This window comes from Pandoraea sp. SD6-2 (assembly GCF_000389825.1).
GTDB lineage: Bacteria > Pseudomonadota > Gammaproteobacteria > Burkholderiales > Burkholderiaceae > Pandoraea > Pandoraea communis.
In genome coordinates, this window is the sequence record NZ_KB944443.1 from 1 (window position 1) to 24,932 (window position 24,932).

General features: G+C 62.7%; 20 protein-coding genes. 10 read left to right on the top strand and 10 right to left on the bottom strand.

The window, feature by feature from the left end:
* Positions 1-163: 163 nt before the first annotated feature.
* From C266_RS12520 to C266_RS12545, 6 genes are all read right to left on the bottom strand, one after another.
* Entirely contained in the window at positions 164-931 is a 768-nt protein-coding gene (locus tag C266_RS12520; protein ID WP_010804170.1) for an ABC transporter permease, read from the bottom strand.
* Positions 932-1,001: 70 nt separating this feature from the next.
* Entirely contained in the window at positions 1,002-2,006 is a 1,005-nt protein-coding gene (locus tag C266_RS12525; protein ID WP_010804171.1) for an ABC transporter substrate-binding protein, read from the bottom strand.
* Between the two features lie 109 nt (positions 2,007-2,115).
* Positions 2,116-3,078: a LysR family transcriptional regulator gene (locus tag C266_RS12530; RefSeq protein ID WP_010804172.1), complete on the bottom strand. Its 963-nt coding sequence runs from the start codon at positions 3,076-3,078 to the stop codon at positions 2,116-2,118.
* 605 nt (positions 3,079-3,683) lie between these two features.
* Positions 3,684-5,207, bottom strand: a complete 1,524-nt coding sequence (locus C266_RS12535; RefSeq protein ID WP_081636266.1) for a glycosyltransferase family 39 protein — start codon at positions 5,205-5,207, stop codon at positions 3,684-3,686.
* A 219-nt stretch (positions 5,208-5,426) separates the two neighbouring features.
* Positions 5,427-5,834, bottom strand: coding sequence for a hypothetical protein (locus C266_RS12540; protein WP_010804174.1), 408 nt, complete (start codon positions 5,832-5,834; stop codon positions 5,427-5,429).
* Between the two features lie 33 nt (positions 5,835-5,867).
* The gene (locus C266_RS12545) at positions 5,868-7,169 is read right to left on the bottom strand and encodes an aspartate aminotransferase family protein (RefSeq protein WP_010804175.1); all 1,302 of its coding nucleotides are present in this window, start codon (positions 7,167-7,169) and stop codon (positions 5,868-5,870) included.
* 104 nt (positions 7,170-7,273) lie between these two features.
* Here C266_RS12545 and C266_RS12550 point away from each other — a divergent pair, with 104 nt between their 5' ends.
* Positions 7,274-8,164, top strand: coding sequence for a LysR substrate-binding domain-containing protein (locus C266_RS12550; protein ID WP_010804176.1), 891 nt, complete (start codon positions 7,274-7,276; stop codon positions 8,162-8,164).
* Here C266_RS12550 and C266_RS27745 read toward each other — a convergent pair.
* Positions 8,134-8,439 carry a hypothetical protein gene (locus tag C266_RS27745; RefSeq protein WP_168162909.1) on the bottom strand — a complete coding sequence of 102 codons (306 nt, stop codon included), beginning with the start codon at positions 8,437-8,439 and terminating at the stop codon, positions 8,134-8,136. The genes C266_RS12550 and C266_RS27745 overlap by 31 nt on opposite strands.
* Before the next feature lie 141 nt (positions 8,440-8,580).
* On the opposite strand from C266_RS27745, the gene C266_RS12555 reads away from it, so the two are divergent.
* Together C266_RS12555 and epsC are read left to right on the top strand one after the other, a co-directional pair.
* A complete protein-coding gene (locus C266_RS12555) occupies positions 8,581-8,973 on the top strand; it encodes a carboxymuconolactone decarboxylase family protein (RefSeq protein ID WP_010804178.1) in 393 nt (130 codons plus the stop codon).
* A gap of 307 nt (positions 8,974-9,280) precedes the next feature.
* Positions 9,281-10,222, top strand: coding sequence for a serine O-acetyltransferase EpsC (gene epsC, locus C266_RS12560; RefSeq protein ID WP_010804179.1), 942 nt, complete (start codon positions 9,281-9,283; stop codon positions 10,220-10,222).
* Between the two features lie 26 nt (positions 10,223-10,248).
* Here epsC and C266_RS12565 read toward each other — a convergent pair whose 3' ends face one another.
* On the bottom strand, positions 10,249-11,274 hold the full coding sequence (locus tag C266_RS12565) for a MerR family transcriptional regulator (RefSeq protein WP_010804180.1): 1,026 nt from the start codon (positions 11,272-11,274) through the stop codon (positions 10,249-10,251).
* Positions 11,275-11,393: 119 nt separating this feature from the next.
* Positions 11,394-12,626 (bottom strand): chromate efflux transporter, encoded by a 1,233-nt coding sequence (gene chrA / locus C266_RS12570; RefSeq protein ID WP_010804181.1) that lies wholly within the window; start codon positions 12,624-12,626, stop codon positions 11,394-11,396.
* Between the two features lie 438 nt (positions 12,627-13,064).
* Between chrA and C266_RS12575 the strand changes: the two genes are divergently transcribed.
* The 4 genes from C266_RS12575 (at position 13,065) to C266_RS12590 (ending at position 20,714) form a co-directional block, all read left to right on the top strand.
* Positions 13,065-16,388: a deaminase domain-containing protein gene (locus C266_RS12575; protein ID WP_010804182.1), complete on the top strand. Its 3,324-nt coding sequence runs from the start codon at positions 13,065-13,067 to the stop codon at positions 16,386-16,388.
* Positions 16,389-16,519: 131 nt separating this feature from the next.
* The gene (locus C266_RS12580; protein ID WP_010804183.1) at positions 16,520-18,259 is read left to right on the top strand and encodes an ABC transporter ATP-binding protein; all 1,740 of its coding nucleotides are present in this window, start codon (positions 16,520-16,522) and stop codon (positions 18,257-18,259) included.
* A gap of 370 nt (positions 18,260-18,629) precedes the next feature.
* Positions 18,630-19,799, top strand: coding sequence for a GGDEF domain-containing protein (locus C266_RS12585; protein ID WP_246189947.1), 1,170 nt, complete (start codon positions 18,630-18,632; stop codon positions 19,797-19,799).
* Positions 19,800-19,988: 189 nt separating this feature from the next.
* Positions 19,989-20,714 carry a transporter substrate-binding domain-containing protein gene (locus C266_RS12590; protein ID WP_010804185.1) on the top strand — a complete coding sequence of 242 codons (726 nt, stop codon included), beginning with the start codon at positions 19,989-19,991 and terminating at the stop codon, positions 20,712-20,714.
* A gap of 57 nt (positions 20,715-20,771) precedes the next feature.
* Here C266_RS12590 and C266_RS26195 read toward each other — a convergent pair whose 3' ends face one another.
* On the bottom strand, positions 20,772-21,470 hold the full coding sequence (locus C266_RS26195) for a LexA family transcriptional regulator (protein ID WP_010804186.1): 699 nt from the start codon (positions 21,468-21,470) through the stop codon (positions 20,772-20,774).
* Between the two features lie 227 nt (positions 21,471-21,697).
* Between C266_RS26195 and C266_RS12600 the strand changes: the two genes are divergently transcribed.
* Genes C266_RS12600 through C266_RS12610 form a run of 3 tightly spaced genes read left to right on the top strand, consistent with a single transcriptional unit; the run spans position 21,698 to position 24,803 of the window.
* Complete coding sequence (locus tag C266_RS12600; protein WP_010804187.1) at positions 21,698-22,594, top strand: ABC transporter substrate-binding protein; 897 nt, start codon at positions 21,698-21,700, stop codon at positions 22,592-22,594.
* A gap of 32 nt (positions 22,595-22,626) precedes the next feature.
* The gene (locus C266_RS12605) at positions 22,627-23,766 is read left to right on the top strand and encodes an LLM class flavin-dependent oxidoreductase (protein WP_010804188.1); all 1,140 of its coding nucleotides are present in this window, start codon (positions 22,627-22,629) and stop codon (positions 23,764-23,766) included.
* Positions 23,767-23,798: 32 nt separating this feature from the next.
* A complete protein-coding gene (locus C266_RS12610; protein ID WP_010804189.1) occupies positions 23,799-24,803 on the top strand; it encodes an aliphatic sulfonate ABC transporter substrate-binding protein in 1,005 nt (334 codons plus the stop codon).
* Positions 24,804-24,932: the final 129 nt, after the last annotated feature.

Consider the following 24,932-nt stretch of genomic DNA (forward strand, 5'->3'; position numbering starts at 1 on the left):
ACCACGAACTCACCGCGTGCAATGTTCATATCCACGCGCTCGAGCGCCTGGAAGTCGCCATAGCGCTTCGAGACACCGTCGATAGCGATCATCGTTTCGGCGTTGCCTGAGGCCGCGCCGCCGGGGGTGCGCTGTGCGCCAACGTGAGAATCGATGCGATCGTTCATGCCTGCCACCTCAACACCTTGCGCTCGATGGCGCGAAACACGATATCCGTCACCAGCACGGTGACACTGATCATCACCATGCCGAGCACGACGACTTCCGTCTGGAAGAACTCCTTGCCGTTCATGATGAGGAAGCCAAGGCCTTCGCGCGCTGCGACGAGTTCGGCCGAGATCACGCACGTCCACGACAGGCCGAGAATGATCTTCAGGCCCGAGAGAATCTGCGGCAGACTTGCGGGCAGAATGACCTCGCGCATCACCTGCGCGTTACTCGCGCCGAGGTTCTTCGCGGCGCGGATGAGCAACGGGTCGACATTGCGTGTGGCTTCGATCACATAGACCAGCGCCGGGGCGAACGTGCCCATGAACACGATGCTGTACTTCTGCGTCTCAGAGATACCGAACCACAGCAGCGAGAGCGGAATCCAGCTCATCGACGGCAGCGGGCGCAGGAACGACAGGATCGGATCGAAGGCCGCGCGGGCGTAGCTCGACGTGCCGAGCACGATGCCCAGGGGAATGGCCACGACCGTTGCGGCGATGAAGCCGGTCATCACGCGGCGCGTGGACGCGAGCACATTGGCGAGCAGCGAGCCGTCGGCCAGCATCGAGACGATGCGTTCCCCGACAGCCGACGGCGGCGGCAAGAACAGGGGATCGACGATCCCCGAGCGGCAGGCCATCTCCCACGCGAGCAGGAACACGACCACGGACGCAAATCCCACGCCGAGCAACGTGGCGCGGGACGGTTGACGATGATTCACTATCAGACTCCTCGAGTGCGCACCAGTGAGTCGATAGACAGGCACTGGCGCACTGATCCAGCCGCAGGGCTTACAGATACGACGTGTTGATCCACTGGCGCACGGCCGGTGCCTTATCGATCTGCTTGTACGTGACCAGCATGTCGGCCAGACGCTGCAGACCATCGACATAGTTGCCGGGCGACTTGAGCAACTGCGTTTGCTGCGCGAGGCTGTACCACTCGGCGCCCTTGATCGTCTCGATCTGGTCGAGCGCCGACATGCCGGTCAGGGCGATCAGCGAGCGAGCTGCCTCGTCCGGCTTGTCGCGCAGTGTCTGGCAGGCATCGAAATACACCTTGAGGTACTTGCGAACCGTGTCCGCATTCTTCTCTGCCCACGCGTTGCGCACGATCAGCACATCCGGGCCCGGCGTTACGTTGTACTTCTTGTAGAGCGAGAACTGCGTGTCGTCGGCGAGCAGCTTCATACCCGACATGGCGCGAATGCGATTGAACTGCGGCGTCCATGCGGCGGCGGCATCGATCTGACCGGATTGAATCGCACCGGGTAATTCGGGGGCGGGCACATTAAGTATCGTCACGTCGTTCGACAGACCGGCGCTACCCAGCAGATCGAGCACCAGCAGATGTGCGCTTGAGGCGAACGTCACGCCCAGCTTCTTGCCCTTCAGGTCCTGGAGCGAATTCACGCCGTCGCGCACGAACAGACCTTCGACGCGACCGAAGCTATCCGGGATCGCCACGATAGAAAAGTGCTTCGAGCCACGGGCCATCAGCGCGAGCGCCGACACGATGCCGGTACAGGCGATATCGATACCGCCCGAGAGCACGGCGCTCATGCGTGCGGATGACGTGCCGAACGCCTGCCATTGTTGGTCGATGCCAGCGCTTGCGAGCGTCCCAGACTTCATGGCGAGGTAGGCCGGATAGTGACCGAGCCATGCTGAACCGCCGTATTGCACCGTGGCGGCGTCTGCTGCGCGGGCTATTCCCGGCAGGGCCAGCCCGCCGGCGGCGGCTGCGGCAGTGAGGGTGGCGCTGGTGTGAAGGAACTTGCGTCGTGAAGGGTTCATGCGTGTCTCCATGTTGGCTGTGTGTTATTCGCGTTGAACAATGGGTGCGCTTCAGGTGAGATTCATCTGGCCCGGCACCCGGGGCGTGGCTTGAATTCGTTGGTCATCATCAGCACAGCGTCAGGCGTTCGCCTAGCCACGGCATGATGCGGCGCAGTTCCGGAAAGGCTTCCTGCGAGAGTGCGAGACGACCGGCGAGAAAACACTGCGAGGCCATCTCCGACACTTCGCCTTCGCGCGATACCTGATAGATCGTGCGAGACAGGGCTGGACCGGGCAGCGGCAGTGCGGCTAGTTCGGGGAGTGATGCGCGTCCTTGCAGCAGGCACATCGGGGTGGCAATAGTGAAGCCGAGATCGGCGGCGACCATTGACATCACGATGTCCGAGGTATCGATTTCGAGGTGCATGCGTGGCGAGTGGCCTGTGCGGCGCAGGTGACGTTCGATGACTGCGCCGAAATGAGAGCGGCCGGAAAAGCGAATCAGAGGCAGGGAACGGATCAGTTCGCTCAGATCGGCTTTTGCGAGATCGGCCTCCCGCGCCTTTGGCACCACGACGATAAACGGCTCAGTGAAAATCGGGCGGCGCACGAGGCGTTCCATGTCGTTCATCGGGTCGCTTGTCACGATGAGGTCGAGGTGACGGGCGAGCAGCGCTTGTGCGTGGCCGTTGGCGAGGCCGGACCAGAGCAGGAGTTCGCTGGTGCTGCCTGACATTTGCCGGACGATGGATGGGCCGACAGTGGCGGCGAACGAATCGATCATGCCGACGCGGACGGCGGCCCGGCTAGCGACATCGGCGTCTTGAACCTGAGCGATGAGCCGGTCCATGTCGTCGACGATTTGGCGGGCGTGGCGAGAGAGAGCGAGTCCGGCGGGGGTGAGCTTGAGCGGGCGGCGTGAGCGATCGAGCACTCGGGTGCCAACCGTCTGTTCGACTTGTGCGATGGCTTGAGAAATGGCTGACTGCGTGATACCGAGTGTACCGGCGGCGCGGGAGAGGCTGCCTGCGGAGGCGACGGCTTCGAAGATCCGCAACGATCTGACGTCGAGGTCTGCGCGCTTCTTCATCGGCGTGTCTCCATGTCCGGTCGGTGAATATCAGAAGGCAGGAATCGTCTTTCTGAAGTGCCGCGATGAGTCGATATAAGAATTTCTGACGATTGTAGGAATGAAGGGGGTGAAAACAAAAACAAATTAAGAAAAACTAATACTTTGTATAAGAGTGTGAGAATCCCGGGCAAGAGGGGGGGGATGGAGACGCGCCCTTGAACTGGAACCAGATAGATGAAATTGGGGAAGTCTGAGCCGGAGGGGGAGGTTGCGTGGGAGGAACCGGGGGAGAGGAGAGGGACGGACCGGGGCGCCTTTCTGCAGCGAGTTGGGTTTATGTTTGAGAGGCGGAAAGGGGCCCCGGTCCGTCTGACAGTGGGTGTGTGAAGCGGGAGGGCGGAAGAGTTAGGAGTGGGGGGGGGAAGCGGAGCATCTGACGACGCCCCGGATACGGCGGTGCGGTCGTCAGAGCGGGCGATAGGCGAGTCGGGCGGCGAGGCTTGATCGCGTCAATCGATGCGGCTCCGGTGACTCCCGGTCGTGGCGCTGGCGCTGGCCAGCGTGGCGCGCGAATGGGCCGGACGGGGCCTGGAGGACGCTCTGGGCGCATCGACACCGGCTATTCACGATTGAGGGGCAATGTAGGTCACGCACAGCGGGATGGGCGAGGTGCCGCCGTGATAGGAAAACGGGACGGTTTCACGAGCGTCGATCACGAGCGTGGGCCATTGCGCCAGCGTGCGCGTAAAGCTGGCGCGTGGGCAGGATTGCCCCGGCGGCCCGAGGAGGATGGCACCGTGCGCACGGACGTCCGCTTCGTCGATGTCTTTCGTATAGATGTTGGGACGGCGCGTCTCCGACCATCGCATGAGCAGGCGCGGGTTGCCCGGTGCGTAGAACGTCAGCCACGTTGCGACGTGGTCGTGACCGACGTAGCGCAGGGGCATGTGATAGCGCGCCTGCCAGCGCTGTTCCAGTGTCACGCTCGCCACCTTGATGCCGCTGAACTTTTGTCCTGCGTTGCGCAGATTGGCGCTCAGAAATACGACGTAGCCGGCCATCACCAACAGGCCGGCGGCGGGCAGCCAGCGTGCAATGCGCCATGAGCGAACGGCTATGCCAGGCTGCACGCAGGCGACCAGCACGGCGGGCAATGAGACGGCAAATGGCTGGAGCCATTCGGAGATGCGTCCGCCGTTATGCAAGGTGAAGTACAGCAGGATCGGGAGCAGTGGCAGTAACAGGACACCCGCAACGATTCGGGCATCGATCGGTGGCCGTCTAAATCGTACGCCGGCGATACGCATTACGAGCGCCAGTACCGCGACCGGATAGAACGCCGTCAGTGCACCGCAAAGCGCACGAGCATTCAGTCGCGGTTTGATTTGATCGTCCACCCAGCGAAACGCGGCGAAGTCGTGATGGGCAAGCCAGACGACGTTGGGAGCGATCAGCGCAACGAAGATCCCCAATCCGAGCAGGAAGGCCGGGTGGCGGTAGTGACGTCGTGCTTGCGGTGTGCTGAGGGTGACGACGAACATGGCGCCGAGTAGCGCAAACGTCGAGTACTTCGTCATGGCCGCCAGCCCGGCGACGACGGCAAACGCGGGCCAGTATCGCGGCGAGTCGAGCAGGGCGCGAATGAAAAGCCAGAGCATCCACGGCCAGAGCATGACGAGCAGATAGTTGTCGTTGTACGGAAGGATGTCGATGTTGATCGCGCCCGACAAATGCAGGCTCAGCATGGCAAGCCAGGCGAGGCCACGCTCCCCCGACAGTCGATACGCCAGATGCCAGACGCCGAGCATGCCGATGGCGACGGCGGCGAAATGCGATGCATACCAATAGATGGCCATTGCCTGGCTGTCGAGACCAAGGACGGGCCACATCGAGAACCCGACCAGCCACGGGTTCTTCGGCGTTCCCCATTCGGCATTGCGCGCCCAGTTGAAGGCTTCGATGGCATCGAAAGGCACGGTCGGGTCGAGTGACGCGCTTACAAGCGTCCAGACGATCGCGTAGATCGACACGTAAAACGCAGGCGAACGCGGAATGGCGCGCGTAAGGCTCGCCAAGCGCTCGAGGGAGGCTAAGGTGGAGGTAGCCAGGTAGGGGTTGTCCGGTACGGACACGTCGTGTTTTTGCATGCGCGCTTCGACTCAAAGCTCGTGCATGTGTTCGCGCCACCGTTTTGCAATCCGAATCAAATGAAATGGATTGATAATCGGGTGGAGTGCATTGATTCTTTTGGTGTTTTTTAATTTTCGATGCAGCCGGAGACGCTAACCTGATCAAATATGTTCACATATCAGAACAAAATAAAACGAATGAAAAAGAATGGCAACAAATTGGCGATGTGCTAGGCGTCACGCGCTATCTTCGGGCGCGTCCACGATCAGGGCGGGGTTCAGGCGCCGGATGCGCTGATCGATGAAGTATCCGCCACCTTCCTGATAGCGAAGATAGAGGCGCCCGCATTCGCGGCATCGGCAGACGTTCGCGCGGTTGTATGGAAAGTAGCGAGGCGCAATCGGGGCGTCGACAGTCCAATACGACGTGCCGTCGGGGTGATACTCACTGAACGTCGGCTCTTGCGAGTCGTGTAATGCCATGAGCGTGCCCATGGCTTCCAGTTGATCGTCGGGTAGCGAGTTCGGCAGACTGGCCCAGCCGTCGAGCGGGGTTTTCGTGCATTGGCAGGCGGTGGAGATATGACCGGCCGATTGGGCGAGCGCGACGAGCGCCGCGTGATCGAGATAGGTGAGATCGCTCATGCGAAATGTTGGGTTGGCTTTGCGTGGGGTTCGTTACAGCGACCGCTCGATGGCCCGACCGAGCAACGACAGGCCAAGATCGATTTCTTCCTCGCTGACGGTCAACGGCGGCGCGATGCGAAAAACGCCTCCCATGCCTGGCAGTTGGACGATGTTCATGCTCAGGCCGAGATTCATGCATTCGCGCGTGATCTTCGCGCCGAGGCCATCTGCCGGCGCTTTGGTGCGGCGGTCCTTGACGATCTCCATCCCGAGCAGGAGGCCGCGCCCGCGCACATCCCCCACGCACTCGAAGCGTTCCATCAGGCCGAGCAACCCGCTGCGCAGACGCTCGCCCATGACATTGGCGCGGGCCACCAGGCCGTCGCGGGCTACCACGTCGAGCACGCGCAGGCCGACGGCCGCCGGTAGCGGGTCGGAAACATGGGTGGTATAGAACAGATAGCCACGCTCGTGGGCGCGATCCTCGATCTGGGCCGACGTCACGATGGCGGCGAGCGGCAGCCCGGCGCCAAGGGTCTTCGACAGGGTCAGAATGTCCGGCGTCACGCCGTCTCGTTCGAAGGCGAACATCGTGCCGGTGCGGCCGACGCCGGTCTGCGCTTCGTCGAGAATCAGCAACATGCCGCGCGCTTCGCACTTGCGCTTGAGCGCCGCCAGATAGCCGGGTGGCAACTCGATGATGCCCCCCGAGCTAAGAATCGGCTCCGCAATGAAGGCGGCGAGATTACCGCTGGACTGGCGATCGATCAGGTCGAACGCGTAGTCCAGCTCGGCGAGATAGTCGTACTGTCCGGCGGGGCCGAAGCGCGGGCGGTAAGTGAACGGCGCGGGAATCGCGAATGAGCCCACCGCGGCAGGCCCGACGCCTTGGCGGCCAGCGCTGTAAGTCGCCGATGCTGCCGCGCCGGTCATGCCATGCCACGACTGCGCGAAACCGACGATCTCGTACTTGCCGGTCACGAGCTTCGCCATGCGAATGGCCGCCTCGTTCGACTCGGCACCGGTGCTCAGCAGCATGACCCGGTCCAGCCCCTGCGGCGTGAGATCGGCGAGTCGCTTGGCAAGATCGACCACGGGGCGCGAGAGCATGCCGCTGAACAGGTGATCAAGTCGGCCGATGGATTCGGTGACGACCGAGACTATATCGGGATGGCTATGGCCAAGTACTGCACTCATCTGGCCTGAGGTGAAGTCGAGAATTGCCCGGCCGTCGGCGTCGTAGACGAAGCTGCCTTGCGCCCGCTCGATGATCATCGGCTCGAACGTACCGCCGTAGCGAATCAGATGCTGCCGGGCATTGCGCCAGAAGTCGGCGTCTTGGTTCTTGGACACGAGGAAATCTCCGGTAGGCAAAGCGACAAGGCGACAAAGGGGGAGCGTCAATCGCCGCTTGCAGTCTAAGCAGCGCTCTGCTTTCATGGAAGCGAATAATATTAATGAAAGATAGAAGTGAGACTAATATCTTGAGTATGTCTCTTGATATCGATCTGCTGCGCTCGTTCGTCGCGATTGCCCAGGCCGGCTCGCTGAGCCGCGCGGCTCAGCGAATTGCCCGCACGCAGTCGGCGCTGAGCCAACAGATGAAACGTCTGGAAGCCATCGTCGATCAGCCACTGTTGCAGCGCACCGGGCGAGGCGTTGTGCTGACGAGCCCCGGCGAGCGCCTGCTTGGGCATGCACAGAGAATTCTCCGGACGCACGATGAAGCGATGGCGGATATGTCGGGGCGCGGACTGAGCGGCACCATCCGCTTCGGCTGTCCGGACGACTATGCGAGCGCATTTCTGCCCCATCTCCTGCGCGAGTTCGCCGTGGCGCACCCACATGCGCTGGTCGAGGTCATTTGCGGGCCGACGCCGCGGCTGCTTGAACAACTGAAACGGCACGCGCTGGATCTGGCGCTGATTTCCCTGCCGGAAGGGGTGGACGATGGCAGTGTGATCCGCCGCGAGCCGTTGGTGTGGATCGGGAATCCGGGGCTGGAAGCGGTGCTTGCCAATGCCGTAGAGCCATTGCCGCTGGCGTTGTCCGACCCCGACACGCTCGACCATATTGCGGCATGCGAGGCGTTGACGCAGGTGGGCCGGGCGTATCGCATTGCCTATGCGAGCAGCAGTTTGTCCGGGCTGATAGCGTTGGCGCGTTCGGGGCAAGCGTTTGCCGTCATGACGCAGACCGCAGTGCCCGCAGATTTACGCATTGTTACAGGTGATACGCTGCCGACGTTGCCGTCTGTCGGGATTACGGTAAAGTTCGATCGCGCACGCCCGAATCACCTGAGCATGGCGTTTGCCGATCACATCCGGCAGACACTGGCGGTGTTGTAGCAGGGGAAACGGATAGGGCGCTTCAGCCCGTTCCTGTCCGGGTGAATTTGAAGCACAATTGCGCGTGGTGTCGAGGCGGGGACAGCAGCATCCGCGCTATTCAAGAAAATGTCGGGTTCCGGGCCTTCGGAATATGCAACGAAGGCGGAGAATCCGGGGGTGATTCCGTTTTTTGTATCGAGGTCGATATGTTGTCGCGTTTCGTGGCATTTTTCCTGGTGATCGGTTCGCTGCTCTCTCTGGCAGCCTGCAATACTGTCGATGGCGTCGGCCAAGATATCTCTGGCGCCGCGCGCACCGTCAAGCGGGCACTGTAAGCCGCGCTGGCACCGGGCTGTGCCAGGGGCCGGTGTCATTGAGGAATGCTTGTAATCTACAGCTTCACTTCATCAACGACTATCCGGTACAGCCCATCCATGAGCCAGCAAAAGCCCGTTGAATATGCATCCGCCACGCCCGAGGTCAAGGCCGTCTTCGATGACATCAAGACCACTCGCGGCGTGCCCGACGTCAACAATTTCTGGAAGTACATTGCCCAGCACCCGCCGACACTCGAGCGCACGTGGGACAGCATCAAGGACGTGATGGCGCCGGGCGCACTCGATCCGCTCATCAAGGAACTGATCTACGTGGCAGTCAGTGTCACGAACAACTGCGGATATTGCGTGGCCAGCCACACGGCAGCGGCACGGCGCGCAGGTATGACTGACGAAATGTTCGGCGAGCTGCTTGCGGTTGTCGGCATGGCCAACGAAACGAATCGGCTCGCGGTAGGGTATCGCGTGCCGGTCGATCCCGCGTTCGAGTAATTCAGGCCAAAGTTAACACCCCCCTCCGGAACGGACCTTGGCCCCTTTCCGCCTCTCAGACATAGACCCAACTCGCTGCAGAAAGGGGCCAAGGTCCGTCCCCGTTGACGTCCATTGGGCTTCTCTTCTCTTCTTTTCTTCTTGGCCTCTTGCCTCAGGGGCCCCGCTCTCTCGTTCGATTGCCCAGAAACCATGTCGCGACAGGTGCTTTGGAAACCCGTTATGCTTCTTTGCTTAATGCTTCGCGTAACCCGCTTTCCGGTGACAGGTTTTTGTCATCGTATTTGCTTTTCAGGAGTTCCCGCTCGTGGCCGCTTTCGAAATCGACGATATCGTCTCCTCACTGCACTCGGCACGCCTGCGCTGGCGTGACAGCCAACGTCGCCTGCTCGAATCCGGTGGACGCGATTTGCCCTCCCGTGAACGACTCGCAGAAATCATCACGCGACTCAAGGGCGTCCTCTTTCCCATGCGCCTCGGACCCCTCGACCTTCACCAGCAAGGCGAAAACTATTTCGTCGGCCATACCCTCACCAGCGTCCTCAACGACCTCTCGGAACAAGCCCACCTCGAATGGCGCTATAAGGCCCGGCACAACGCCGAAATCACCCAGGCCCTCATCGAGGAACGCGCCCACTCAGCCATTCAACAATTCGCCCGCAAACTCCCGGAAATCCGCGAACTGCTCGACTGCGATGTGCTCGCCGCCTATCAAGGCGACCCTGCCGCCGGCAGCGTCGATGAAGTCCTGATCTGCTACCCCGGCATCCACGCCATGATCCATCACCGGATCGCCCACGAACTCTATCGCCTCGAACTGCCACTGCTCGCCCGCATCATCGCCGAACAAGCCCACTCGGAAACCGGTATCGATATCCACCCCGGTGCCCAAATCGGTGCCGGCTTCTTTATCGACCACGGTACCGGCGTGGTCATCGGCGAGACCGCAATCCTCGGCCAACGCGTGCGCGTGTATCAAGCCGTCACACTCGGCGCCAAACGCTTCCCCGCCGATGACGACGGCAATCCGCGCAAGGGACTCGCTCGCCACCCAATCGTGGAAGACAATGTGGTCATTTATGCCGGTGCGACAATTCTCGGCCGAGTCACGATCGGTCAAGGATCCATCATCGGCGGCAATGTCTGGCTAACGCAAGACGTTCCCCCCTACAGCAACATCACTCAAGCCCGCTCCCGCACGGAAGCCGGTTCGCCCCCCGTCTCCGGATGCGATAACGACCCATCCTGATCCATGCGCCGCCGCAACACTTTCCTTTAAACCGTCTGCGGCGGTGCAGCAATTCGCGCCCGCACTTCCGGCGACGCCAGACACGTCGCCACCGCCTCGAAGCCCGGCGCACCAGCGTAGGGCACTACGCGCACCGGCGGACTGTGATTGGCCGGACACAATACGATGGCCTCGTCAGAGCCAACAGCCGCCAGGTCGAGAATGGCCGACGAACGTGTCATCACAAAGAGCGGCTGCCTCCGCATATTGATATATCTGCGCAAGTAGCGAATCAGCGCTTCCTGTGTGCTTCGCACAAGATCCTGTTCGATCAAGTCGATGACCAACGCCCCGGCACGTTCACCCTCCAGCGATACAAGCAGCACGGTCAGTGCGTCGCACGCTGCGGCGCCTTCGTCCCGCAACCACGCCGTCGCGTGATCGACGCGTGCGCGTAGCGCTACGTCACGCTCAAGCGCGTGACGTGCGGCATGGCATCCTTCTCCCAGTCGATCCAGCCCCAGAAACGTGGCGTCCGGTAACGCCTGCGCCAGTCGCATCGCCAACCGGGTCTTGCCGCTCCCCAGCGATCCGATGATGTAGTTCAAGGGACGAATGTCTCGCCATTCAAACCACTCGCCACCCCACGGCCACGGCAGTTCAAAGGCGACGCTCGGGGCCGCCTGTTCCACGAGGCCAGGTAATTCGCCTTCGGCAGGCATTCGACCTGCAGCCAGTCCCGCACGCAGGCTCCTCACTGTCTCCAGCCGGCGCAGTCGATCACGAATCTCGTCGTCAAGCACACGCTCGTGCGCAGCCAACGCGCTCGCCAATGTTTGCGGATCACCTCCGCTCAGTACGCGGGCGACCTGCGCCAGGCTTAACCCCAAGGCGCGCAGTGCGACCACTTCAGCAGCCCGCGCCATGTCGTCCGGGCCATAGATGCGATAGCCCGCCGCCGTTCGACCCGGCGAAACCAATCCGTGCTGCTCATAAAGCCGCAAAGCCTTGTTCGAGACGCCCAGCCGTCGCGCAGCATCCGACGCATTCAGGCAGACCGCAGAATCCTTCATCGTTCACCTCGTTGTGTTGACCGGTGGACGCTATCGTCAGGCTGGCCCCAAGGGGCAGGTCAACAGTGATCGACGTTGCATCGAACGGGTGCCCAACACCCGGCGAGCGCCACCGCTCGTCAGGCAAGCCCTGCCGCGCCCGCGACGGCGCATAACGCGACCACGGCAAGCGGCGGGGCTTTCCATCGGGTCAACAGGACGAAGGCAACGGCGGCGACGGCAAAATCGGCGGGACGGTGCACCGCGCTTGTCCACACCGGCGAGTACAACGCGGAAGCCAGAATGCCGACGACCGCTGCGTTCACTCCGGCCAGCATCGCGGCAGTCGTCGCCCGCTCCCGCAGCGCTTGCCAATGCGGCAGGGCAGCGATGACGAGTAGCAATCCCGGCAGGAATATGCCCGCAGTTGCCAGCGTCGCGCCAAGCCACGGATGCGTGGGGCTTCCCGAAAGCCAACCGAGAAACGTCGCGAAGGTGAAGAGCGGCCCGGGCACCGCCTGTGCGGCGCCGTAGCCGGCGAGGAAGTCGTTGGCCGATACCCATCCCGTTACGACGGTCTGCTCCTGAAGCAGCGGCAACACGACGTGACCACCACCGAACACGAGCGCCCCGGCACGGTAGAAGCCGTCAAGCACCCCCACGGCGCGATCGCCGGTGAGCTGGTACAACACGGGAAGGCCGAACAGCAGGGTGACGAAGAGCACGAGCGCTAGGGCCCCCGTCGTGCGCGAGATCCGGAATCGAAGCGGCGACGCCGTCTGGCTTGCCGTCGGATCGGCCGAGCGCAGCAGTGCGTAGCCGAGCGCCGCACCCAGCGCGATCACGATGAGTTGGGCAAACTGCGTGGTCGCGAACGCGAGAATGACGATCGCGACCAAGGCGATGCCTGCGCGACGTGTGTCCGGGCATAGCCGTCTCGCCATGTCCCAGACGGCCTGCGCCACGACAGCGACTGCCATCAGCTTGAGCCCATGCAGTACGCCATCCCCCACGGGGCCGCCAAGACGCGGTGCCACGATGGCGAATACAAGCAGCAGCAATACGGAGGGCAGCGTGAACCCGCACCACGCGGCGACCCCTCCCAGCCAGCCGGCGCGCAGCAATCCGATAGAGAATCCAACCTGACTGCTCGCCGGTCCGGGGAGAAACTGGCACAAGCCGACCAGATCTACGAAGCTCGCGTCGTCGAGCCAGCGGCGGCGCTCGACGAACTCCCGCCGGAAGTAGCCGATGTGGGCAACCGGTCCGCCAAAGCTGGTCAGGCCCAGTACGAGAAACGCACGTAACACGTCGAGTGCGGCGCGTAGATTCGAGGGGGCGGCGCCGGAGACTGCCTCGCTATCGGTTTTCAAGGAAGGGCTCAATGTAAGTGATCTGCAGTGCGAAAACGGCATAAGCATAGCCTGAAGGCGGTGACGCGAGCGTGACGAGCCCCCCCGCGCGCCGATGCGCTCCAGCTTACGCGATGTTCGTCTGCCAATCACTTGCCCCCCGACGTATGGACTAAGTCCGAGACGGATCAACCGGATCGACCGGTGCCGTCGCAGATCTCATCGGGAAACGCGGCGGGACTGAGGTTCGCTGAACTCGTGCTATTCCCAAATGTGACGCTGGGCCGGATGCCGAAGTGAAAACTGCCACAAACGGCGGTTCGTTTCAACAATCGTGCGGCCTTGAGCCGCGATAGCGTGTGCCCATTCTGCCGCGAGCGTTGTGCCTTGCGATGGCGCGAAGGCACGTCGTGGCAGGACTTACGGGAGACATGCCAAGTGACACGATTGCATCACGCAATGCCACACCATACCCATCGCTTTGTCGCGCATACGCGCGACGCAAAACGGAGCGGCCAGCATCTATCGTTTGTCGACGACTGGCGCGCCGGTGCGCCGATGCTCCGGCGGGAGGTGCGTCAGGCGACCCATCTGCGCACGACACGTCGACTGATCTCACCGCAGACGCGACCTGCGCAGGCTCCCCGGGAACCAGGGCGTGCCCCAGGTCGCGAGGTATCGAGAGCGGTCTTTGCACTCACGCTGCTGACGGTGGCAGGCGTTGCCGGCGCGGCCACCATGCGTTCCGGCGCGACCGGCAGCCAGGCTGCCAGCTTGGGGGCGCTCGGGCGCAGGAGCATGTTCACGGAGCCCATGGCAACCTTGCCGCCCGTACCGCCGTCGCACTCGGCGGCTGTGTCCGGCATCAACGCTTTGCTGGGGGCACAGCCGTCGCATCCGGCCAGTGGCGACGTGTTGGCACAGTGCGTGCCCGTAGGGCACACTCAACCGCTCGGTATTTCGCCTGCACCGGCGAATAGCGACGAAGCACAACGCGCGGGTTTGATGACTTACCGGGAGGACCTTCAGCGAGTCGTTGTCTCCATGATTCGCGAAGCCGTGGCGGCATCGGACGATGCAACTCGCGCCGCATTTGCCAATGCCGAAGTGCTGAGTCCAAGGTATATGGTGCTTCGTGTGAAGAAACGTGATGCCCAGGGGCAACGCATTCCGCTGCTATACATCGCACCCTATGGCATTGCCTTGTACCTTCGCGATGAGCGCGGTCGTTGGCAAGCGTTCGCGTTATCGCTGTCGCCGAATGCGCCGTCGCTCGTCACGCCCATCGCAGCGTGCGGCCCTCGTGGCCGGCTCGGGACTTGGTGCCTCGCAGAAACACTGGGCCCCGTGTTCTGGGGGGAGCGATGGGCATCAATCGAATCCTCCATCGACGAAGAAGATGACCTGAGATTCATTGGCACGCGGGCAGGAGCGACGGTTTCGCCGGGATGGCCGTCCCCGGAGACACCCGTTCTCGACTCCCCTGACATGGAGGAGGTGGCTGAGATACTGCTCGAGAAGGTGATGCACAACGGTGCTCAAGATCCTGGGGGGCCGCCGGTCGAAACGCGTTTTCCGCGACTGCCTCGACACGCCACCCTCCGAGCGACGGGCGACGCCAGCGGGCCGAGCGCGCTGGCGTCGCGTCTGGCGCTGTCGGGGCTCGAATGCCTCGCCGCAGTTGTCCGAACGGGTACGTTCGACCAGAGCGCTATCGCTTTGCTACAGCATCTCTGGCCAGATGCGCCCGCGCATTTGCCCGACGGCACGGCAACGTCGCAATCGCCGGCATCGGCGCCGGTGCTGGAGACGTTTTTCCGCGAGTCGTTCAGCAGCCCATTAGGACGTGGCGTGCAGTGGTCCCTGCCGCCGGACGTCTACGTCGAGTACCTTCCGGATCGGGCGCAAAACGGCGTGAAGGTCTTCCAAATCGACGGCGAGCTATATGGCGCGTCGGTAGCGCGTACGCGCAAACACGCCTCGGATCTTCGGCCACTTAAGGACATGCGCGCCGAGTTGGGACCGGAATCCCTGTGCCGCATCTCGCGCGGCGTCGGGGCCGACGTCGACGGAATGTGTCTCGAATGTCATGGTGAACAGGAAGGCGAAGTCTCGGTCACGGAGCAGGGGGCAACGGTGACACAGCATCAGGTGATCGAGGCGTCGCCGCTCGTGCGCTTGCGTGTCGCAGTATATTCTCAGGCCGTTTCGACTTCCGATGGCGGCCTTGCGTTCTTCGCCTTCGGGCGTCTTGGTCACTTCGACGAGGACGGGGCGCCGCGTGTGTCGGCGCAATCGCCTGTCGTGGACCCCTCGCTCTACGCATCCGAGTTGAACGGCGAACTGACTTACTACGAGCAGGCGTCGACAGACGGCCCGGTCGGAGGGCGGCGCGTGAGGCTGACGCTTGGGAATATGCCGATCGCGGCGCCGTTCGGCACGTATCGGGACAGGCACGGCACGCTGTATGGCGTGATGCAACTCTCGCACGACGTCTACTATCGGTTCACACTGCCGGCCGGCGATGCCGCGAGATCCACTCATCAGGTTCATCTGCATTATCGCCAGGCGGAGCACCGCGATATCCGGGAGTACCGGACTGCGCAGAATCATCGGGCGGCCGCCGAGAATGCGATTGTGTTGCCAACGATCACGTATGGCGAGGCACGAACGCTGTTGCAGTTGTATCTCAAAGTTTGGGAAGCTGCGCCGTCGCCAGCAGAAGTCTGGCGCGGGCTTGAGGATATTTCGCTGTCGGTGGTCGAGGCAAGGCGGGCGATTCACACCTTGACGCAAGCGATCGAACATCGGGTTGCAGCGTCGCGGGCACAGGCCGCATCGCCAGGCGCGAGCGGGTTTTCGCCACCGCCGGCGGAGGTCGACTCGGCATTGATGCCGATGTTCAATCGGTTATGGAGCCGTTGGCAGGGCTATCCGGCGCAGGCCGAAGCGTTCATCAACGCGATTTCGCGTGACTTCGTGTCGCGCCCGGCGCCGCTCGCCGTCTGGTCGCAATTGCCCTTCGTCGGGGATGTGCAGACAACGCGCGACGTGCTGTCGATATTCGAGACGCTGTTCTCCGACATGCCCAACCTGCAGGGGCTCGTCACCGGTTCCGCGCGCGCGGCGCGCGACGTCGGCGATCAGATGCGCGAGGTGTCGAGGAACGCAAACATCGCGGTCGCGGAAGTCACGCTCGTCGACGGTACGCGAACGATTTACTACTGCATGTCAGGGCTTCAGCGAAGGGAATTGCGAACGCGCGCATCGAACGTGCGCATCGTGGACGCAGGTAAGGCGTACAAGCAGCGGCAAGATAACGTCATCAGTCAACGCCGTAAAGCGCCGCGTACAGGAACGGATGCCACTTTTACGGAACCGCCCCATCTGCGTCACGTAATGGCCGATGCCGACCTGCCGACGTACAACGCCGCGACGCAGGGCGCTCAGGCCCGCACGCTCGACACCGAGCGAATGATCCTGGCGCAGATCTACGCCGATCATCCGTCAGGCGAGAATGTCATTCGCTCAATTGTGATGTGCTCGCGCCTGCCGTTCTGCGATTCGTGCGCGGTCAATCTCGCGATGGTTCCGTACCACTACCCAGATGCCGACCTGCGGTTCTACTACGTGTCGCCGTCACCGCGCGATCGCCGGGCGCAAGGCAGTGCCACATCCGAAGCGCCTGTGCCTGCGGCGACACCGGCAGCGGCGCAGGTGCGAGGTCGCACGGGGGGCGATGCCGGTCGACGGCGCATGACACCCCGTCAGCAGGACGCCTGATCGTTTTTCGCCTATATTGACCGCTCTCGACGCCGATCCCGGCGTCTGATCACTGCCCGCATCGCCGTTCGCCGCATCAAGGCGATGTGCGTTGCGGGCACTGTGCCAATGGGCAAAGGAACGATGCACGCATGACGGTGCCTGAATTCTCCTCGCGCGAGCCCGCCATCGGGCTGGGCAGCGCGGCGCGAGACCTTTACCGTGCGCTTTGGCGTCATGCGAACGGTGTGCGGACGCACTTGCTTGGCGCCGCCGGCTTGCTGTCGGCCGCGCAATTATTGCGTCTGACCATGCCTTGGCTGGCTGCGCAGGCGATCAACGCGCTTCAGCAAGGCGACATGACGACGGCAGGCCGCTGGATCGTCTACCTCGTCGGTCTCTATCTGTTGTCGTGGATGCTCCACGGTCCGGGCCGGATACTCGAGCGAAACGTCGGGGTGCGCGTGCGTGTGCGACTGGCCGACGAACTCTACGCGCGCATTGCCGCCGCACCGCTGGCATGGCGCGACGGCCGGCATTCGGGCGAGTTGCAGCATCGTGTGGTGCAGTCCAGCCGCGCGCTGTCCGACTTCGCCCAGAATCAGTTCGGCTATCTGCAAAGCGCTTTCAATTTCGTCGGTCCGCTGGTGGCCCTGGCGTTGCTGTCGCGCACGAGCGGCGTGATTGCCGTGACCGGCTATGTCGTCATCGCGCTCATCATCCTGCGCTTCGATCGCGTGCTCATGCAGCTCGCGCGCGCGGAGAACGACGCCGAGCGACGCTATGCGGCAGCGCTGCTCGACTTCGTCGGCAACGCGGGGACAGTGATTGGCCTGCGGTTGCAGGCGGCGTCGCGCAAGGTGCTGGGGCGTCGCATGGATGCGGTAATGGTCCCGCTGCGTCGCACCGTGACGGTGAACGAAGGCAAATGGTTCGCCGTCGATATTCTCGGTATGGGGCTGACGTGGATTCTGGTGGTCGTCTACGTGTTGCAGTCGCGTGAGCCGGGGCAAGCGGTGTTGCTCGGCACGGTGTTCATGATCTATCAGTACGCGCAGCAGGCTGCGACCGTGGTGGGATCGATGGCCTCGAATTTCCAGAGCTTCGCGCGCATGCATACGGATTACGGCAGTGCGGAACCTATCTGGGCAGCACCGAGCGATCCCGACGCGGTCGTGCCCGCCATCGTGCCCGATGCGCCCTGGACGACGCTGGCATTGCGTGGCGTGACGTGGCATTACGCAGACGACGCTCGCGGCGGGCTGCACGGCGTCGATCTCGTGCTCAAGCGCGGATCGCGCGTGGCGCTCGTCGGCCCGAGCGGCGGGGGCAAGAGCACGTTGCTGCGCACGCTCGCGGGGCTTTACCTGCCGCAGCAAGGCAAATTGCTGCGCGACGGTGCCACGGCGCAGTGGGCCGAACTGGGAACACTGGCGACGCTGATCCCGCAAGAGGCGGAAGTGTTCGAGGCGAGCGTGGAGGAAAACCTGACATTCGGCGAACCGGCCGACGCTCAATCCCTGCGTGAGGCCGTGCATGCCGGTGTGTTCGACGATGTACTCGAACACCTTCCCGATGGACTGGCGAGTGCCCTCAACGAGCGCGGCGGCAACCTCTCGGGCGGTCAGCGGCAGCGATTGGCGTTGGCGCGCGGGGCGTTGGCGTCGCAGGGAAGTTCGCTGTTACTGCTCGACGAGCCGACCAGTGCCCTCGACCCGTTGGCTGAAGGCCGGGTGTTCGACCGCATGTATGCGGCATTCCCGACGGCGTGCATCGTCGCTTCGGTGCACCGGCCAAGTCTGCTCGAACGGTTCGACACGATCGTCGTGATGGAGGGCGGGCGAGTGGTGGATTCCGGACCACGCGATGAGGTGCTCGCGCGACGGACTTAACAGCGGTAACAGACGTCATGGACATAACGCCGGCGAGTTCCGAAGGCAGGCGGGTGGCCTGTGAATAGGCGGCACGTTGAACGGCAAAGCGTGCGTCGCTGTTACGTCGTTGCTTTGGCGCCCACGCCGGACACGAATAGGTGTGGCTTGTTTGTCGCGCATCAAAACGACGTCGTTGGTCCTCATCGAATTCGGCTATGCTGGCGTCTGCACGCGCTTAACGGCCGATAATAGAGGTCCTTATACGGGCGTCCATCGATGGTGCGGGGGCACATGTCAGCCCCTGCGGCTGCAGGCGAACCCAAAACTCTGTCACGCTTTCATGTCTATCCCGGCAGTCTTCATCAGCATTGCGATCCTATCGTGCGTCATGAGCGTGGCCGTTCTGGGCTCGCTATTCCAGGCACAAGTCCCTGGGGTGCGCCTTTGGTGCGTGGCAAGCGGACTGCTGGTCATTACCTCCGCACTGCTGCTTTCGGGAACGTCAGACATTGCCGTGGTGACGGCAAGCAGCCTGTTGGTCATCGCCTCGCTTCTCGGCCTGCGCGGCTTCCGGCAATTTCTGAACCAACGAGCCTCGGTCGCCTGGGAGTATGTTGCCCTCGGCGTTATCCTGGTCATGCTGGTCTACTGGACGTTTGTCTCGCCGCACGTCGATGCCCGTAGCGCCATGATTTCGGGCTTCATTGCCTACGTTCGCTTCCATATCGGCTGGTCGGTGCTGAAATACCGGCCACCGGGTCGTCCCAAGTACGCCTATTACTTCGTGTCGATTGCGGCAGCGCTTGGGGCTGTGGTACACGCCGTTCGTGCCATTTCTTACGGGCTCGGGCTCGCCCATGAGACCGTATTTCTGGCGCCGACACCACTGAATGTCATGTTCCTTGGCATGGCGACACTGACATTGCCATGTTTGTCGGTCGGTATGGTGCTGCTGGCCCATGACCGGCTGTCGGATCGAATGGAGCGTCTGGCGACGTTCGACGACCTGACGGGGGTGCTCACACGCCGGGCCTTCATCGCCCGTGCCGAGTCCGTTGCCCACGCGGCGGCGGCGAGAAAGACCGTATTCTCCATCGCCATTCTGGATCTCGATAAATTCAAGCGCATCAACGACCGATATGGGCATGCCGCGGGGGATCTCGCGCTTGCCCGCGTGGCGTCACTGATTTCCCGCGCTGTACGCGAAGACGATGTGGTAGGACGCATTGGCGGCGAAGAGTTTGCGTTATTGCTGCCGTCGTCCACAAAGGATGAGGCAGGGCGCCTTGTCGACCGGCTGCGTGCTATCGTCGCCGCGTCGGGGTCGTGTGTGCCGGGCGCAGAAGAGGTGGTGCCCACACTCAGCGCTGGCGTTGACGCGTACTGCGAGGGCGACACGCTCGCGTCGGTGATGGCGCGAGCCGACGCCGCGCTCTATGCCGCCAAGGCGAACGGCAGAAATTGCGTCATGGTTGCTCCGGCAGTGGACGCCCGCGAATGGAGACGTCTCCCGACAGGGTCAAGCGAGTTGGCTTCCGGCAATATCACCTCCCTTTGACCTGTTAGGCTGGCATCCGGCGTGCCAATTGCGGCGATTGGTTCAGAGCGAGCCGCCGCGAGTTTCGTCTCGGTTTCGGCTATCTGCCGCCCGAGCGCCTCGGCGCGGCGCTGTCGACCTTGTCGCCGTTTATGGCGGCTTGTCTGCGCCGGTAAGCTCCCGGTTCCCCCTTGAAGGACACCCATCCCCATGAAAGTCAGAGTCGCCTATATCGAGGAGCCCCCGTTCTACTGGACGGGGTCGGACAATCGCGCTACCGGTGCCGACATCGAGTTGGCCGACGTGACGCTTCGCGCGATCGGTGCGTCGGACGTCGAGTTTGTGCTGACGATGTTCGAGGAACTGCTGGCGGGGGTGCAAGACGGGCGGTGGGATATGACCGTGCCCTTGTTCGTCTCTGCCGAGCGGGCGCGGTCCGTTGCCTTCAGCCTGCCGGTTTGGGCCTTGAGCGACGGCTTTGTCGTTCGACACGGCAATCCGAAGGCGCTCACCCGCTACGAAAGCGTGGCGGCACGTAGCGATGCAATCCTCGGCCTCGTCGCCGGGACCGTGCAGCGTGACACGGCCATGAGTGCGGGGGTGCCGGATAAACGGATCGTGACCTTCAAGCGTCAATCCGATGCTGTGGCGGCGCTTCTCGCCGGAGAGATCGATACGTATGCGGCCACAGCGCTCGGCAATCGGGAAATCGTCGCCGCGCACCGGGAACTCGAAGCCGTTGCGCACGAAGCGGCGGCGAGCGATAGCGCACCGGTCGGGGCGTTCTCCTTCAAGAGAGACAACCAGACGCTATTGAACGCAGTGAACGGTCAATTGCGCCAGTATCTGGGTTCGGCCGATCACCGCACCCGTATGGCGAAGCACGGCATCACGAAAACGGAAATCGATAGCATCGTCAACCGCACGGCAGAATGAGTGAGCATCGTTCGGCGATTGGCGGATAGACGCCTGGTGGCAAACTAGGCACCGGCTTTACAGCAACGTGCCACGCCAGATCACTCGCCCAACGATGTTCAGGCTTTCCAGCGGTGCTTGAATGGGCGCGTACCGGGCGTTGTCCGATGTGAGCGACACCATGCCGCCAAGCTGCCGCTGCAAGCGTTTGATGAGCAGATCGCCGCCATCGCGTAGCACGTAGACCTCGCCATCAGCCGGACTTGCGACCTGTCGATCGACGACGAGCGTGTCTCCCGTGCGGAACGTCGGCGACATGGCGTTGCCCTCGACACGCATCGTCGCCAAATGGGCCGGATCGTATCCGTGGCGCGCAAGCCACTCCTGGCAAAACGCCAGTTGCACCAATTTCTCTGGCATCACCTGCGGGACGGCGCAGTCCGCGTCATCTCCACGGTAAAGCGGTAAAAGCGTCAGATGGTTTTCCGGCCAGCTGTCACGAACCGCCGCCTCCATCGCGCCGCGCCCCGTGATTAGCCACTCCAGCGTCACGCCTCCGGCCTCGGCCAGCGCCATCAATACGCGGCGTGAGGGCTCTGCACCTCCGAGGTACTTCTGAAATCCGCTCGGTGAGATTCCCGCCTGGCGCACCAGCGCGCTCGCATTGCCAGCACGCTCGATCAGCAAACGCAACCGTGCGATGAAGTCGTCATCGGTGTCGTGCGCGGAAGCTCCGGCATTGCCGCCGTAGATCGCCGCCTTGTCCGCTTTCGTCATGTGTCTCTCCCGCCGCTGTTCGGGAGCAATATCCCGCTGTCGCGATAACTATAGCGAAAAATATCATTAAGACAATTCGCTATAGGGCAATAAAATCATCCAATAGCGAATTTTCGTTACATGATGATAGCGCAACGACGGTGTTGCAACATGCTTAGGTGACCAAGGAGAGAATAAATGGGGCTAACCCCAACGTATCGCGGCACACGAGACGCGGAGGCCCGGCGATGACATTGCGCGTCGGGGTACATCCGAACAATCTGCATCTGCAACTGGCTGCGCTGACGTGGCCGGATCGTTGGCCGGCGAACGTGCCTGACGTGCAGTTCGTGGCTTACCGTGAAGGGCGCGATACCGGCCGCCTGATCGCCGGTGATGTCATCGATGTAGGCGGCACCGGTTCGACGCCGCCGTTGCTCGCACAGCATGACGGCGTGCCGCTTGCCTACGTTGCGGCGTCGGCGCCGCGGGGCGCGAATGGGGCTATTGTGGTTCGCGGCTCTGACGCGCCGGTCAATGTATCGGCACTGGCCGGTCGCCGTATCGCTTTGCTCGATGGTTCTTTTCACACCTCCTTTCTGGCTGCCGCGCTCGAGCGCGAGGGCCTGTCGTTACGCGACGTCGAACGTGTCGAGCTGGCACCGGCGGATGCCTACCGCGCGCTTGACGAGGGGCGGGTCGACGCGTGGGTCGCCATGGCCCCCTGGCTTTCGCGAGTGCGCGACGAATTCCCCCGGTGGCGCGTGCTGACGGATATCGGTGCTTATGTGCCTAACCGTTCGGTGTTTTGGGCCCATCGTGACGCCGTCGAGCGCCACCGCGCAACCCTCGACGCCGTGTTCTCGGCGCTGAGCGCGTTGGGCCAGGATGTCGCGAACCATCCCGCGCCTTATGCCGAGCGACTCGCCAACGCCGGGATTTCGGGCGCAGACGCTGCCTCGTGGCGCACTTCACTGGCGGCGCGCGACTGGCAACTGCAAGCCTGCGACGGTGCTTTCTATGCCGAGCAGCAAAGCGAGGCCGATCTGCTTCATCGCCACGGCGATTTGTCGCATGCGCTGGATATCTGGCAAGCGGCGCCATCTGCGCCATTGAATTTCTCGTCAGCGGCTTGCGCGCACTGAATATCTTCCCTCTTGGCTACACGGATTTTGCAATGAACGTTTATTGGTATCTCACCGCGCCGGATGGACACGCGCCGTGGACGACGGACGGTGCCCGTACGATCAACTATCGTTACCTCCAGCAACTGGCTCGCGGCTATGACCATCTCGGTTTTACCGGTGCGCTGTTTGCCACCGGCGCGCACGACGTCTGGGTGCTGGGTAGCTCGCTGCTACCGTACACCGAGGACATGAACTTCCTGCTCGCCATCCACCCTGGGCTCATACAGCCCACATTGCTCGCGAAAATGGCGGCCACATTTCAGGAGTTCTCCAAAGGGCGGTTGCTGCTCAACGTCGTGTCGGGCGACGCCAAGATGCTCGGGGCCTATGGCATGTCCATCGCGCATGACGAACGCTATCTGATGGCCGACGAATACCTCACGATCTTCAAACGTCTTTTCGCCGGTGAAACCGTGACCTATCAAGGCAAGTACTTCAGCGTGGAGGGGGCGAAGCTCGCGCTGCCTGCGGGGAAGTCGATTCCCATCCCCCCACTGTGGTTCGGCGGTTCATCCGAGCCGGCCATCGAAGTCGCCGCCAAACATGTCGACACCTATCTGTCGTGGGGCGAGACGCCGGATGAGATCGAACAACGGGTTCGGCATGTGAATGCCCGCGCGGCGCACTACGGACGAAGCCTGTCGCACGGCGTGCGTCTCTACGTCATTCTTCGCGATACCGACGAGGCTGCCTGGGCAGAGGCGGATCGCCTGTTGAGCCTGATGGACGACGACGCCATCGCCGCGAATCAACGGTTTGTCGGCGGCAGCGACTCCGTGGGCCAGCGACGCATGAGTGCGCTCCATCAAGGCAGGCGACCCGCGCGCGCACGGGATCTGGAAATCGCGCCGAACCTTTGGTCGGGACTGGGCCTTGTGCGGCCGGGACCGGGCACCGCGATTGTGGGCTCGCCGGAGACCGTTGTCGCGACACTCAACGATTACGCGTCGCGAGGCATTGACACCTTCATTCTGTCGGGGCTGCCGCTGCTCGAAGAATCGTATCGGTTTGCGGAGCAGGTATTGCCGCGTTTGCCTGTTCGCCGCCGCGAAACGGCCGAGAAAACATTTACCTGGTCAACGTTGTTCGATCGAGATCCGTCCACGCTCACCACGCCTGCGCACCCCTGAAGGCGCATCGCTCCACTCAACCGGGATTTAGCATGAACTTCATTTTCGACGTCCGCCGGTATTTCCGGCGCACGGGGGAGCGTTTCGCCGTTGTGGCGGCGCTCGCCGCGATGACGCTCGCGACGATGCCTGCCCCCGCCAGTGCACAAACTCGCGCCGGCAGTGTGACCTTGCGCATCGCCTATCTCAAGGGAACCTCGGATCTGACGCTCGCCAAAGCCAAGGGCTCACTCGACAAAGCGCTGGCCGGGCAGGGCGTCAAGGTCGTTTGGGCCGGCCCATTCCCTGCGGCCGCACCGGCGTTCGAAGCGCTTAACGCCGATGCCGTCGATCTGACGAGCGGCAGTTCCACGTCGTTCGTGACGTCTATTGCCGCCGGCGTTCCGATGGCGATTTTCGGCTATCAACCCATGACTGCGCATAACGAGGCCATTGTGGTGCCGCAGGATTCGGGGATTCGTTCGCTTGCCGATCTTGCTGGCAAACAGGTCGCCGTCAACAAGGGCGGCACCGGCGAGTATCTGCTGGTGCGCGCGCTGGTCAAAAGTGGCATCGCGCCGGATGCCGTCAGGCGCCGTTATCTGTCGCCTAGCGACACCGGCAGCGCGTTTGTCGGCGGTGGCGTAGACGCGTGGGCGACGTGGGACCCCTTCCTCTCGATTGCCAAAAGCAACTATCACGCGCGTGTACTGGCAGACGGTGTCGCCATTGGCTCGGACAACGCCGTGGGCTATTTTGTGCGTCAGGATTATCTGAAGGCGCATCCGGAAGTCGTGAGAACCGTGCTGCGCGTGCTTCGCGACGAAAACATCTGGACCGCCGCCCACCCGCGAGAAGCCGGAAAGATCTGGGCGGCCGAATTGAATCTGCCGCCCGCACTGGCAGACAAGCTCGGTGAGAACAACGTGTCGCCGCTGCGCGCCGTGCTGCCTGACGATGCAACGCGTATCGAGCGCGTCGCTCGCTGGTACGTAGATAACCGGATCATTGCCACGCAGCCCGATGTGAGGGCGCATATCGCGACACTCGCCGACTGAACCGATTCCACAGCACGCAGCATTGCCCGGCGTTTCCGGTCGACCTCGACGTCCCCTACGGGGGACCGCCGGGCGCGTGCGAACTTCCTCTCAATGCCATAAGCCGACATCGATCGGCGAACACTCGAC